Source organism: Streptomyces sp. NBC_00846, assembly GCF_045207325.1.
Taxonomy (GTDB): domain Bacteria; phylum Actinomycetota; class Actinomycetes; order Streptomycetales; family Streptomycetaceae; genus Streptomyces.
Map to the genome: position 1 here is coordinate 4802142 of NZ_CP108846.1, position 12574 is coordinate 4814715.

Annotated in this window: 11 protein-coding genes; 6 read left to right on the forward strand and 5 right to left on the reverse strand. The window is 72.4% G+C overall.

Translation table 11 applies throughout. The features are described from left to right. Positions 1-174: 174 nt before the first annotated feature. Together greA and OG936_RS22285 are read right to left on the reverse strand one after the other, a co-directional pair. Positions 175-672: a transcription elongation factor GreA gene (greA, locus tag OG936_RS22280; protein WP_406496914.1), complete on the reverse strand. Its 498-nt coding sequence runs from the start codon at positions 670-672 to the stop codon at positions 175-177. Between the two features lie 183 nt (positions 673-855). Next, positions 856-1272, reverse strand: a complete 417-nt coding sequence (locus tag OG936_RS22285) for a DUF4307 domain-containing protein (RefSeq protein WP_406496916.1) — start codon at positions 1270-1272, stop codon at positions 856-858. 97 nt (positions 1273-1369) lie between these two features. On the opposite strand from OG936_RS22285, the gene mca reads away from it, so the two are divergent. Together mca and OG936_RS22295 are read left to right on the forward strand one after the other, a co-directional pair. After that, positions 1370-2251, forward strand: a complete 882-nt coding sequence (gene mca, locus OG936_RS22290) for a mycothiol conjugate amidase Mca (protein ID WP_406496917.1) — start codon at positions 1370-1372, stop codon at positions 2249-2251. A 1-nt stretch (position 2252) separates the two neighbouring features. Continuing rightward, the gene (locus tag OG936_RS22295) at positions 2253-2486 is read left to right on the forward strand and encodes a hypothetical protein (protein ID WP_406496918.1); all 234 of its coding nucleotides are present in this window, start codon (positions 2253-2255) and stop codon (positions 2484-2486) included. An 88-nt stretch (positions 2487-2574) separates the two neighbouring features. Here the strand turns inward: OG936_RS22295 and OG936_RS22300 are convergent, their stop codons facing one another. After that, positions 2575-5817 carry a tetratricopeptide repeat protein gene (locus OG936_RS22300; RefSeq protein ID WP_406496920.1) on the reverse strand — a complete coding sequence of 1081 codons (3243 nt, stop codon included), beginning with the start codon at positions 5815-5817 and terminating at the stop codon, positions 2575-2577. A 625-nt stretch (positions 5818-6442) separates the two neighbouring features. Between OG936_RS22300 and OG936_RS22305 the strand changes: the two genes are divergently transcribed. The 4 genes from OG936_RS22305 to OG936_RS22320 all read left to right on the forward strand — a co-directional run bounded on the left by OG936_RS22305 (position 6443) and on the right by OG936_RS22320 (position 11045). Beyond that, entirely contained in the window at positions 6443-6940 is a 498-nt protein-coding gene (locus OG936_RS22305) for a SigE family RNA polymerase sigma factor (RefSeq protein WP_406496922.1), read from the forward strand. Beyond that, positions 6933-7463 (forward strand): hypothetical protein, encoded by a 531-nt coding sequence (locus OG936_RS22310; RefSeq protein WP_406496923.1) that lies wholly within the window; start codon positions 6933-6935, stop codon positions 7461-7463. Before OG936_RS22305 ends, OG936_RS22310 begins: the two co-directional genes overlap by 8 nt. A 116-nt stretch (positions 7464-7579) precedes the next feature. Then, the gene (locus tag OG936_RS22315) at positions 7580-8896 is read left to right on the forward strand and encodes a mannosyltransferase family protein (protein ID WP_406496924.1); all 1317 of its coding nucleotides are present in this window, start codon (positions 7580-7582) and stop codon (positions 8894-8896) included. A gap of 112 nt (positions 8897-9008) precedes the next feature. Then, positions 9009-11045, forward strand: coding sequence for a thioredoxin domain-containing protein (locus OG936_RS22320; protein WP_406496925.1), 2037 nt, complete (start codon positions 9009-9011; stop codon positions 11043-11045). 92 nt (positions 11046-11137) lie between these two features. Here the strand turns inward: OG936_RS22320 and OG936_RS22325 are convergent, their stop codons facing one another. Beyond that, positions 11138-11770: a TetR/AcrR family transcriptional regulator gene (locus OG936_RS22325; RefSeq protein ID WP_406496926.1), complete on the reverse strand. Its 633-nt coding sequence runs from the start codon at positions 11768-11770 to the stop codon at positions 11138-11140. A gap of 74 nt (positions 11771-11844) precedes the next feature. Then, on the reverse strand, positions 11845-12540 hold the full coding sequence (locus OG936_RS22330; RefSeq protein WP_406496928.1) for a hemolysin III family protein: 696 nt from the start codon (positions 12538-12540) through the stop codon (positions 11845-11847). Positions 12541-12574 lie beyond the last annotated feature (34 nt).

The following is a 12574-nucleotide window of genomic DNA, read 5'->3' on the forward strand; positions in this document are numbered from 1 at the left end:
GGCCGATGGTGCACCCGGCCCGGGCGTCGCTGCTCCGGTCGCTGCTGATCCTGGTGTTCTTCCACACACTGGCGGTGCGCAGGTACCGGCAGGTCGCGGTCCGAGAGACGCGGCACACGTGAGGGAGCCTCCGGCCCACCGGGCCGGAGGCTCCCTCACGTCAGTGGTGCCGGATCAGCCCGAGTACGGCTTCGCCGAAAGGATCTTCACCGTGGCCATCTTGCCGTTCGGCAGTTCGTACTCGGCGTCCTCGCCCATCCTCTTGCCGTTCACGCCGGTGCCGAGCGGGGACTGGGGGGAGTACGTCTCGATGTTCGAGCTCGCGTACTCACGCGAGGCGAGCAGGAAGGTCAGGGTGTCGTCCGGGTCGCCGTCGAAGGCGATCGTCACCACCATGCCGGGCTCGACCACGCCGTCGTCGGCCGGTGCCTCGCCCACCTTCGCGTGCTCCAGGAGCTGGGTGAGCTGGCGCACGCGCAGCTCCATCTTGCCCTGCTCCTCCTTGGCCGCGTGGTATCCGCCGTTTTCCCGGAGGTCACCTTCCTCACGGGCCGCCGCGATCTTTACGGAGATTTCCGTGCGCGCGGGACCAGACAGGTACTCCAGCTCGGCCTTGAGCTGGTTGTACGCCTCCTGCGTGAGCCAGGTGACGTTTTCGCTGGTCTGGGTCACAGGGTGCTCCTCGTCGGTACTGGGTATACAAAGCATCGCCCTACCCGTAAGCATGTGCCTTCACGGGTGGGCGAAACCACGAGCCTAACAATTCCCCGGGAAAAGGGGGAGAAGGTAATCGCCGGGACCGCGTTTTGCGCAGGTCGGCACCGACAAGAGCGATGAAGCGCCGGTGTGCGGCGGTTAACGCGCCGCCCCGCCGTCGGTGGTGCAGCCCAGCAGCTCGACACTGGTCGCCCTGGACGTCGTACGCAGCGACAGGACGCGGTCGACGCGGTCGGTGCGGTCGTCGAAGCGGAAGTCCTTGCGGGCGACCTCGCTGCCGTCCTCGTGCTGCGCGCGGAGGGTGCAGTAGCCCTTGGCGTCCGTGTCCTTGCGCACCTCCAGGTGCACATCTACACGCGCGTCCGAGACGACCTGGCGCTTGATCACCTCGGCGCTGATCCCCTGCCCGGTGATGTAGGCGTAACCGATCCAGCCGACCACCCCGAGCAGGACGACGCCCAGCACCGAGCCGATGATCGTGAGCTTGCGGTCCGCGCGCTGGTCCGCGGAGCGGCCGTAGCGGTTCTCCGGGGGTGCTTCGCGTACCGCCGTCATGATCGTTCCTCCTGTGCCGGGGATCGAGGAATTTTCCGCCCCCCGGTTCGGTCACTATAGAAGCCTGCCCACGCGCCGAAACACTGAGGATCGAGTCTTGACTGAGCAGCTGCGACTGATGGCCGTTCACGCCCACCCCGACGACGAGTCGAGCAAGGGCGCGGCCACCATGGCCAAGTATGTGTCCGAGGGGGTGGACGTGCTGGTCGTGACCTGCACGGGCGGCGAGCGCGGCTCCATCCTCAACCCCAAGCTCCAGGGCGACGCGTACATCGAGGAGAACATCCACGAGGTGCGCAAGAAGGAGATGGACGAGGCCCGGGAGATCCTGGGCGTCGGCCAGGAGTGGCTCGGCTTCGTCGACTCCGGTCTGCCCGAGGGCGACCCGCTGCCGCCGCTGCCGGAGGGCTGCTTCGCGCTGGAGGACGAGGAGAAGGCCGCCGGCCGTCTCGTCCGCAGCATCCGCGCGTTCCGGCCGCAGGTCGTCACGACGTACGACGAGAACGGCGGGTACCCGCACCCCGACCACATCATGACCCACAAGATCACGATGATCGCCTTCGACGGCGCGGCGGACACCGAGCTGTACCCCGAGTCCGAGTTCGGCCCGGCCTGGCAGCCGCAGAAGCTCTACTACAACCAGGGCTTCAACCGGCCGCGCACGGTCGCGCTCCACGAGGCGCTGCTGGCCCGCGGCCTGGAGTCCCCGTACGGCGAGTGGCTGCAGCGCTGGAAGGAGTTCGAGCGCGACGAACGCACGCTGACCACGCACGTTCCGTGCGCGGACTTCTTCGAGATCCGTGACAAGGCGCTGATCGCGCACGCGACGCAGATCGATCCCGACGGCGGCTGGTTCCGGGTCCCGATGGACATCCAGAAGGAGGTCTGGCCGACCGAGGAGTACGAGCTGGCGAAGTCTCTCGTCGATACCTCCCTCCCCGAGAGCGACCTCTTCGCGGGCATCCGCGACAATGCCTGATATGTACGCGACCCAGGCACTGACCCATCTCGTCCCTCTCGCCAAGGAGGTCGACGACAACAAGGTGACCCCCGGCGTTCTCGGCTTCATCGTCTTCGCGGCACTCGCCGTCGGCGTATGGCTGCTGATGAAGTCCATGAACCGGCACATGGGCAAGGTTGACTTCGTGGAGGCCCCGGACCCGGCGGAGGCGTCCGACGCCCCGGTGGCGGCGGGGTCCTCGAAGCGGAAGTAGGCGCGGGGCGGTACCGGGACGTCCGGTGACCGCCCCGTACGCCTGACGACGGGCGGGGCGGTCGCGCCCGGCCGGGGCGGCGCTGTCCTCAGGCGCCGGACGGGCTGGTGCTGGGCGGGACCGGTACGCCCATGACCTCCCGGGCGTGGCGCGTCGGCGTCAGGCCCAGGCGCCACGCCTGCCAGCCGTCCTCCAGGTCCACGCCGCGGTTCAGCACCACCCGGTACGCCTCCGCGCAGTCCTCCAGCTTGCTGTCGCGCGTCGGGTGTCCCGCCAGGAGCAGGTCGGCCAGTTCCTGCTGGGCCACCACCGTGCCCACCTCGCTGCCGCCCGGCGACGCGTACGGCAGCAGCGTGCAGCGCAGGAAACGGGCCCAGTCCGCGCCCCGCGTGTCGCCGTAGGAGCCGAACAGCTCCGCCGCCTCGTCGCACAGCTCCAGCGCCTGCGGGGCTCGGTTGTTGCCCGCGTCGATCAAGGCCAGCTCCAGGCACGTCCACGCCTCGCCGTGGGCGACCCCGATGCGCCGGAAGTCGGCCCGGGCGTCGACCAGGAGCTGACGGGCGAAGCCGGAGTTGCGGAGGTTCCCGGTCTGCGCGGCCCGCTGATCGCGGGTGACCCGGCCCGAGTGGTGCCGGGCGCACGCCAGCCCGTACACGTCCCGCATCCGGGAGAACATCGTCCGGGACCGCTCCAGCTGCCGCACGGCCTGGTCGGTGTCACCGTTCTCCTCCAGGGCCTGGCCCAGGTAGTACCGCGTCCACGCCTCGCCGCGCGCGTCCTCGTTGTCCCGGTGGCGGCCCAGGGCCAGGCTGAGCTCCTCGGCCGCCAGGGCCGGGTCGCCGTCGAGCAGCCGCGCGCGGGCCAGCTGGGTCAGCGCCCACGCCTCGCCGCGCTCGTCACGGGTGCGGCTGTACAGGTCCAGGGCCGTGCGCAGCGCGTCCTTCGCCCGCGCCACGTCGCCCATCCGCAGCAGGGTCTGGCCCAGCTGGAACTGCGTCCACGCCTCGCCGTGCAGCGACTCGCCCTCCCGGTGCAGGGCCAGCGCCGTGTCCAGGAGGGTCAGCGCCTCGGCCAGGTGGGCCCGGTCCCGTTCGACGGCGGCCAGGGCGTGCAGCGACCAGGCCCGGTCCTCGGCCTGCGCCTCGGAGGACTGCAACGCGATCGCCTCGCGCAGCCGCGCCGACGCCTCGGTCAGATTGCCCTGGTGGTGCAGGGTGATGCCGAGCGAGCAGAGCGCCAGCGCCGTACCCGCCTCGTTCTGCGCCTCGCGGTAGAGCCCGACGACCGACGACAGCGTGGTGCGGGCCTTGTCCAGCTCGCCGAGCTGACGGGCCGCGATGCCGGTGCGCCACTGCACGGACCGCTCCAGCAGCCCCTTGTCCACGGCCTGCGTCAACTCGCTGATCTCGCCCAGCCGGTAGAGGTCGCCGCGCAGCAGGCAGTAGTCGCACAGCGCGCCCAGCAGATCCAGCACGGCCCCTTGGTCGACGCCCTCCGCGTGCCGCAGCGCCGACGTGATGAAGCTCGACTCGTCGTCCAGCCAGCGCAGCGCCGAGTCCAGCGAACCGAACCCGTGCGAGCCGAACTGCCCGGCCCGGGTGGACATCTTGCCGTCCACCATGCGGATCACCGCACCGGCCAGCTCCGCGTAGTTCTTGATCAGCCGCTCCTGCGCGGCCGTACGGTCCGCCGCCGCCTCCTCGTCCCGCAGCCGGTCCAGGGCGAAGCCCCGTACGAGATCGTGGAGCCGGTAGCGCGAGCCCCGTACGTGGTCCAGGAGCCCGGCCCCGGCCAGGGCCGTCAGCAGCCGCTCGGCCTCCTGCTCGTCGGCGGAGAGCAGGGCGGCCGCCGCCGCGGCGCCCAGGCTGGCCCGCCCGGCCAGCGCGAGCCGGCGCAGCAGCCGCCGTGCCTGCTCGGACTGGTCGGTGTAGCGCAGCCACAGCGCCCGCTCGACCGGCGCGACCGGACCGTACGCGGCGAGATCGGCGGCGAGGGCGCCGCGGGTACGGGTGCCGAGGGAGGAGCCCGCTGTGCGCAGCGCCAACGGCAGCCCGCCGCACAACTCGACGATGCTGTCCGTCGACCGGGCGTCGTACGGTTCCTCCTGTGCCGCACCGGCCGCCTCGCGCAGCAGCTCCTCCGCGCCCGCCGCGTCCAGCGCGCCGACCGGCAGGTGATGGACCCGGGCCGGAATGTCGGCGGGCAGCTCCAGGGGCTCGCGGGCGGTGACCAGGACGAGGCTGTCGGAGCGCTCGGGGACCAGCGTGCGGACCTGGGCCGCGTCGGCCGCGTCGTCGAGGACGATCGTCACGGGCGTGCCGGTCAGATGCTGGTGGTACAGCTCGCTCAGCCGCCGCACCTGCTGCTCGGCGGAGGCCCTCTCGCGGAACAGCAACTGCTCGCGGGGCGCGCCCAGCCGGTTCAGGAGATGCAGCAGCGCGTCCCGGGTCGGCAGCGGCGCCTCCCCGGACACATTGCCGCGCAGGTCCACCACGCACGCACCCCGGAACTGATCCTTCAGGTTGCGCGCCGCCCGCACCGCGAGCGTGGTGCGTCCCGCGCCGGGCGTGCCGTGCAGGACGACGACGGTCGGCTTGGTCTCCGTCGACGCGCGGGCCTCGCGCACCCACTGCGCGATCTGCGCCAGCTCGGCCCGGCGGCCGGCGAACGGCCCGTCGGCGGCGGGCAGGTGGCCGAACGACTGGTCGAGGAGCGCGCGCATACGGGCCGCGGCGCTGCGGTCCCCGCCCCGCAGCTGCGGGGCGGTCCGCGACTGCGCGGGGACCTTTTTCGCCGGTGTGCGCGACGACGCGGTGAGCATCCGCTGCTGGTCGAGGAACGGGCGGATGCCCCGTACCTCCAGCGCCGCCAGCCACTGCAGTCGCAGCTGTTCGGCGCCGCCGGGCTGGCCGAGCGCACCCGCGCGGCGGTGGGCGGCGGGCCAGTGCGACGCGGTGACCTTGGCGACGGTCGCCGTGGCCCCCGCGACCGCGACGACGGCGCCCGCGCCGAGGGCCGGCCCCGTCGCCGTACCGAACGCGACATCGGCGCCGAAGGCGGCGACCGCGGCAACTCCCGTGACCAACAGGGGAGTTCCGAGGGTGGTCCGGCTGAACCGCTGCGACAGCAGTTGCTGTCCGGCCTCCGCCGCGTCCAGCGCCTGGAGATACGCGGCGTACTCGTCGGCCGCGGCGGCGGTCAGGGAATCGAGCGCCGCCCGCCCGCGAGCTGTCAGCGCACCGGCGTCGGCCCGCCCGCCCGAGCGCCTTACCTCTTCCTCGACGGCGCGAACCAACAGCCCTTCGGCTTCCGCCCGATGGCTGTCCCGCATGTGAATCCCCCTCCGGATACGACGACGACACCTTCCTCGGCCGATGTCGCCGCCCAGTGTCCTGGGTGCGGCGCGACGGCGCGAGGGGAGCGAGGCGGCCGACCGGGCCTGAGAGAGGATGTGGGTGTGCCGTCTCGCCCCAGAGGCTGTCGGGTGACCTCCGACCGGGCGGCCACGCCCTGGCACGCACTCCCCCAAGGCCTTAAGGGCCAGGGGGGACGCCCTCCCGCGTTGCCGAAATGCCCTGGTAGCTCATTCCCCGAGCTCTCAACTTCGTTCGAGCAGGGGAGACCCCGTTCGAGGACATTTCGGCGCCTTGGAATCGCACGCACCGGACCGCGTCCGCTTTCCCATCGGAACTCACCCGACAGCCTCTGCACCGTGAGACTTCCCCGTACCTGGGCCGCCATGCCGGTGGGCCGGCAATCCGTCGGCCGGTGGCACCGGCCGGCTCGGGGCTTTCGGCCGGCCGGGCCGCCCGGCCGAGGCGTGGTGGCCGTGGCGTGAGCCGGTCCCGGGCGGCCGCGTGATGACCGTCACGCCGGTTTCTCGGGGGCCGGTGTAGTCCGGACGCGGGGTGCCGGGCGTATGCCCGGTGAGACCGAGGAGATCCAGGAGCTGTTTGTTGACCGTCGAGGAGTTCGAAGATTTCTATGCGCAGACGGTCGCCCGGCTGACGGGACAGTTGTTCGTGATGCTCGGTGACCAGCACGAGGCGCAGGACGTGGTGCAGGAGGCCTTCGTCAAGGGATGGAGCCGACGGCTTCACCTCGACCGTGACGGGCAGCCCGAGGCATGGATCCGTACGGTCGCCTGGCGGCTGGCGGTGAGCCGGTGGCGCGGGCGGCGCCGCGCGGCGGATGCCTGGCGGCGCAGTGGTACCCCGCCTCATGCGGAGGCGCCCGGCCCGGAGTCGGTGGCGCTCGTGGAAACGCTCCGGGATCTGCCGGCCAAGCAGCGCCGCGCGCTGGCCCTGTACTACGTATGCGATCTGACGGTCGAGCAGATCGCCGCCGAGACCGGACTGGCGGCCAGCACCGTCAAGACGCATCTCGCCCGGGGCCGGGCCACGCTCTCGCACCGTCTGCAGGATCCGCGTACCGAGGAGCGGCCCAGTGTCTGAACCCGATGACCCGTTGCGGTCCCTGTTCAAGGAGGCCGCGGCCACCGGCCGGTCCCGCGCCCGGTCCGCTCCGCTCCCGTACATCACCGCGCGCGGGCAGCGCGTGCGCAGGCACCGGATTCTCGTGCTGGCGGCCGGCGCCTGCCTGGTCTTCTCCGGTACGGGCGCGGCCGTGGCAACATTCCTGTCCGGCAGCACACGCACCACCGTCCCGGCCACCACCCCTTCCGCCCCTCAGCCCTCTCCGATGCTCTCCCCGCCCCGCACGAGCCCGCCGTCGACGGGCGCCCCCTCTCCCGGCCGGAGCGCCTCGGGAACGCCGGCCGCCCCCGGCCGGAGCGCCTCGGGAACGCCGGCCGCCCCCGGCCGGAGCGCCTCGGGAACACCGGCCGCCCCCGGCCGGAGCGCCTCGGGAACACCGGCCGCCCCCGGCCGGAGCGCCTCGGGAACACCGGCCACGCCCACCCGGAGCGCCTCGGAGACGCCGGGCATGCCCGCCTGGAGCGCCAGCACACGCCCCTGACATCCTGCTTTCCCCACCCCGGACCGTGCCGACCGGGCCGCTCGGCCCGTGCCCCGAACCGCGCCCGGAGGGGCACCAGACACGCGTACATCCGATCCAGGCCAGGAGATTCTGTTGTGACCCTTTCGCACCCCCAGCGGCAGCGTGAACGCCTGTCCGCCGGGACCGGTACCGAGCCCGGGCCATCCGGCGGCACGCCGTCACCGGGCACGACATCCTTCGGCGGGCGGTTCGTCCGGCTCTGCCGCCGGCTGGGGCCCGCCGACCGCGAGGTGCTGTGGCTGTACCTGCTGACCCGGGTGGGTATCTGGACCACCGCGTACTGCGTGCGCTGGCTGTTCGCCGACGACCGTCAGAACCGCGCCCCCGCCTCGTTCTTCGCGCCGTGGCAGCGCTGGGACTGGTGGCACTACCTGCACATAGCCCAGGACGGCTACTTCCCGGGCGGGTCCGGCCCCTGGATATCCGGGTGGGACAACAGAGAAGCCTTCTTCCCCGGCTTCCCCTACCTGCTGCGGGCCGTCCACACCATCGTCCCGAGCTGGCCCGCGGCCGGTGCGCTGATCTCCTTCGTCGCCGGTGGCATCGCCGTACTGGCCCTGGCCCGGATCGCCCGGCTGCACCTGCCGCACGAGGGCGCGGCACACCTGCCGCAGAAGAACGCGGGAAGTGCCGGACACCCGCCCCAGGAGAACGCCGGACAGCGCGCCGCCCTCTTCTTCCTGCTCTCCCCGTGCGCGGTCTTCCTGGCCGCCGGCTACACCGAAGCGCTCTTCCTCGCCCTGGCCCTGCCGGCCTGGCTGGCCGCCCAGCGCCTCAACTGGCCGCTCGCGGCCGCCCTGACGTGCCTGGCCACCACGGTCCGGGTCAGCGGCCTCTTCCTCGCCGCGGCCCTCGCGGTCCATTTCCTGGTCACCGCCCGCACCCCCGCCCACTGGCGCCGTCTTCCCTGGCTGGCGCTGCCCGCCCTCCCGCCGCTGCTCCACAGCTGGTACCTGCACACGCGCACCGGCGACTGGATGGCCTGGAAGCACGCGGAGGAACGCGGCTGGTACCGCGACTTCCACACCCCCTGGGAGGCCTGGCGGAACACCTGGCACGCGGCCTTCGGACACTCCCAGAGCACCGGGTACGCCCTGATGTCCCAGGCCGAACTCCTCACCATGCTGATCGGCATCGGCCTGTGCGCCGTCCTGATCCGGCAGCGGCGCTGGCCGGAAGCCGTGTACATCGCCCTGACCCTGTGGGCCCTGGGCACGTCCTACTGGTACACCTCCATCCCGCGCGCGACCCTCCTGTGGTGGCCCCTGTGGACCGGCCTCGCCGTCTGGAGCCTGCGCCGCCGCCACGTCAGGACCGCCTATCTCACCGTCGTGGCACCCCTGATGACCGTCTTCGCCGTCACCTTCCTCTCCGGACGGTGGGCGGGCTGACCCCGGCGCCGACGCTGCGGCTGCGCCCCGGCACGTACCCCGCTGCGCACCCGCCCGTGAGGCGGCCCGTGGCGCCTGGGCACGCCCCCGCCGAGTGCGCAAGGATTGGGGCATGCCCAACCGACTCGCGCACGCCACGTCCCCGTACCTCATTCAGCACGCGGACAACCCCGTTGACTGGTGGCCGTGGGAGCCCGCCGCCTTCGAGGAGGCGCGTCGGCGTGGCGTGCCCGTGTTCCTGAGCGTGGGGTACAGCTCCTGCCACTGGTGCCACGTCCTCGCCCACGAGAGCTTCGAGGACGAGGAGACGGCGGCCTTCATGAACGAGCACTTCGTGTCCGTGAAGGTGGACCGCGAGGAGCGGCCCGACATCGACGCCGTCTACATGGAGGCCCTCCAGGCGGCGACCGGCCAGGGCGGCTGGCCGATGTCGGTCTTCATGACCCCGGACGGCCGGCCGTTCTACTTCGGTACGTACTTCCCGCCCGAGCCGCGCCACGGGTCGCCGTCCTTCATACAGGTGCTGGAGGGCGTGCGGGCGGCCTGGGACGGGCGGCCCGACGAGGTGGCCGAGGTGGCGCGGAAGATCGTGCGGGATCTGGCCGGCCGGCAGCTGGACTACACGAAGGCCGGACTCCCCGGCGAGGCGGAACTCGCCGAGGCACTGCTCGGCCTCACCCGCGAGTACGACCCCGCCTCCGGCTGGTTCGCCGGCAACACCCGGTTCCCGCCGAGCATGGTCGTCGAGTTCCTGCTCCGGCACTGGGCCCGGACGGAGTCCGAAGGAGCCCGCGACATGGCCGAGGGACTGTGCGCGGCCATGGCGCGGTCCAGCCTGTTCGACCAGGTGGGCGGGGGCTTCCACCGGTACGTACTGCGCCGGCCCGACGGACCCCTGATCCCGCACTTCGAGAAGATGCTCTACGACAACGCGCTGCTCTGCCGGGTGTACGCCCACCTGTGGCGGACGACGGGCTCGGAACAGGCCCGCCGGGTCGCCCTGGAGACCGCCGACTTCATGGTGCGCGAGCTGCGTACGGCGGACGGCGGCTTCGCCTCCGCGCTCGACGCCGACAGTGAGGACGGCACCGGCCGGCACGTCGAGGGCGCGTACTACGTGTGGACGCCCGAGCAGCTGCGCGAGGTCCTCGGCGATCAGGACGCGGCGTTCGCCGCCGCGTATTTCGATGTGACGGAGGAGGGCACCTTCGAGGAGGGCGCCTCGGTCCTCCGGCTCGCGCGGGCCGGCACCGACGCGGACGACGACCGGGTCGCCGGCATCCGGGCCAGGCTACTGGCCGCCCGCGAGCCGCGCCCGCGTCCCGGGCGGGACGACAAGGCGGTCGCCGCCTGGAACGGCCTGGCGATCGCCGCGCTCGCCGAGACGGGGGCGTACTTCGGCCGGCCCGACCTGATCGAGCGCGCCACCGAGGCCGCGGACCTGCTGGTACGGGTCCACATGGGCGACGTCGCCCGGCTGGACCGGACCTCGAAGGACGGCCGGTCCGGCGGGCACACCGGGGTCCTGGAGGACTACGGCGACGTCGCGGAGGGCTTCCTCGCCCTGGCCGCGGTCACCGGCGAGGGGGCCTGGCTGGAGTTCGCCGGCTTCCTGCTCGACATCGTGCTCCAGCACTTCACCGGTGAGGGCGGGCAGTTGTACGACACGGCGGACGACGCCGAGCAGCTGATCCGCCGCCCGCAGGACCCCACCGACAGCGCGACTCCGGCGGGCTGGACGGCGGCGGCCGGTGCGCTGCTCTCGTACGCCGCGCACACCGGATCTCAGGCCCATCGCGCCGCCGCCGAGGGCGCGTTGGGTGTGGTGAAGGCGCTCGGGCCGCGGGTTCCCCGGTTCATCGGCTGGGGGCTGGCGGTCGCCGAGGCGCTCCTCGACGGGCCGCGCGAGGTCGCGGTCGCCGGGCCGGTCGGCGGCGAACTGCACCGTACGGCGCTGCTGGGGCGGGCACCCGGCGCGGTGGTGGCGGCGGGGGAGACGGCGGGGACGGAGTTCCCGCTGCTGGCGGACCGGCCGATGGTGGGCGGGGCGCCGACGGCGTACGTGTGCCGGCACTTCGTCTGCGACGCTCCGACGACGGACCCGCGGGACCTGGCGCGGACCCTCGGATCGGGCCCGTCGGAGGACTGAGAGCGCGGAGCTGCACGAGGACTGGAGGACTACGGGCGCCGCCGCACGGCGGCCGTGGCCGGCGCCCCGGTGTTACGCAGCAGGTGTCCCGGTCACAGCGTCAGGCCGCCTTCGAGCCTGTCCAGCGCCTGGTGGATCAAGGCGATCAGATCGCCCTCCTGACCGTGCTCGCCCCAGTACAGCGTCACCTCGCGCAGCGCCCCCAGCACCGCCGCGATGAACACCCTGACCTCCAGGTCGTCGGGGCTGCGGCCGCTGCGGTCGGCGAGTGCCCGGGCCAGCACCTTCGCCGAGTCCGACATGGTCTCCGTCATCCGCGCCCGGATGGCGGGAACCTCCACCATCAGCCGGGTGCGCTGCCGCAGTTCCTCCTCCTCGCTCGCGAGGAACGCCGTCAGCGACTCGGTCACGATGAACCGCAGCGACTCCAGCGGCGGTTCATCGGCCGGCCGGTTGCGCAGCCCGGCCTCCATGACCGGGTCGTACTCGTCGGTGAGGACGATGTCCTCCTTGGCCGCGAAGTACCTGAAGACGGTGCTCGGCGACACCTCGGCCGCCTCCGCGATCTGCTCGATCGTCGTCGCGTCGTACCCCTGCTCGGAGATCAGCCGGTACGTCGCCCGGCGGATCGCGATCCTGGTCTTGATCTTCTTCCGCTCGCGCAGCCCCGGCCGGGGCTGCGCACCGGGGGCGGAAACGGAAGAGGGACGGGAGGTGGCGGCCATGGTCGTCATTGTCGGCCATGGAAGGGTGACCGGGCCATGGCCGTACCCTCGTCCGCGCCCTCCCGCGACGGCGGTCAGTGGTGGTTGTAGGCCACCAGTGAGATGCCGACGTAGTGCACGGCGAAGGCCGCCAGGGTCAGCGAGTGGAAGACCTCGTGGAAGCCGAACCAGCGCGGGGACGGATTGGGGCGCTTGATGCCGTAGATGACACCGCCCGCGCTGTACAGCAGCCCGCCGACGACGACGAGCACCAGCACCGCGATCCCGCCGGTGCGCATGAAGTCCGGCAGGAAGAAGACCGCGGCCCAGCCCATCGCTATGTAGCACGGCGTATAGAGCCAGCGCGGGGCGCCGACCCAGAAGACGCGGAAGGCGATGCCCGCGGCCGCCGCTCCCCAGACCGCCCACAGGAGCGGCGTCCCCGTCGACTCGGGGAGCAGGAGCAGGGTCAGCGGGGTGTAGGTGCCCGCGATGATCAGGAAGATGTTCGCGTGGTCGAGCCGACGCAGCACCGCCTCGCCCCGCGGGCCCCAGGTGCCGCGGTGGTACAGCGCGCTCACACCGAACAGCAGGCACGCGGTCAGGACGTAGATGCCGCAGGCGATCCGGCCGCGGACGCTGCCCGTCAGCGCGATCAGCACGATCCCCGCGACGATCACGGCGGGAAACATCCCGGCGTGCAGCCAGCCGCGCAGGCGCGGCTTCACCGGGAGGGTGTCGGACCCGGCTGTTTCCAGCCCGGTCGGCTCGGGCGCGGCGGCAGCAGTCATTCCTGCATCGTACCTACGCAACCGTAGGTAACGG